We start from the raw sequence: 412 nt of genomic DNA, 5'->3' as shown, positions 1-412 counted from the left end.
GGCCGCGCCAAGGATGGGGATGATCGCACCGAGTCGGCGATCCTCAAGATGTTCCACATGAGCCGCAAGGACGAGCCGTTCGCCGAAGTCATCCAGTCACTGAACCTGACGCCGGTGTCCATCAGCTACGAATACGACCCGTGCGACGCAGCCAAGGCCCGCGAGCTGTACATCCGCGCCACCACCGGCACCTACAGCAAGGCGCCGGGGGAAGATGACGTGAGCATCGCCCTGGGCATCACCGGCTACAAGGGCCGGGTACACGTCAACTTCGCGCCGCCGATCACCGAGGCGTTCGAAGACACCAAGCTGTTGGCGATCGAAATGGACCGGCAGATCCTGGGTGGGTATCGGTTGTTCCCGGTGCATTACCTGGCGTACGCCCAATGGAGCGATGCCGATCCGCAATTGC

General features: G+C 62.9%; 1 pseudogene. It reads left to right on the top strand.

Annotation, left to right across the window (positions count from 1 at the left end):
* Positions 1 to 412, top strand: a pseudogene (locus HX846_RS25300) (glycerol acyltransferase); the annotation flags it as partial.

The organism is Pseudomonas sp. K5002 (assembly GCF_013386655.1).
Taxonomy (GTDB): domain Bacteria; phylum Pseudomonadota; class Gammaproteobacteria; order Pseudomonadales; family Pseudomonadaceae; genus Aquipseudomonas.
The sequence above is the reverse complement of the archived record's forward strand: the minus strand, read 5'-3'. Positions and strand labels throughout refer to the sequence as shown.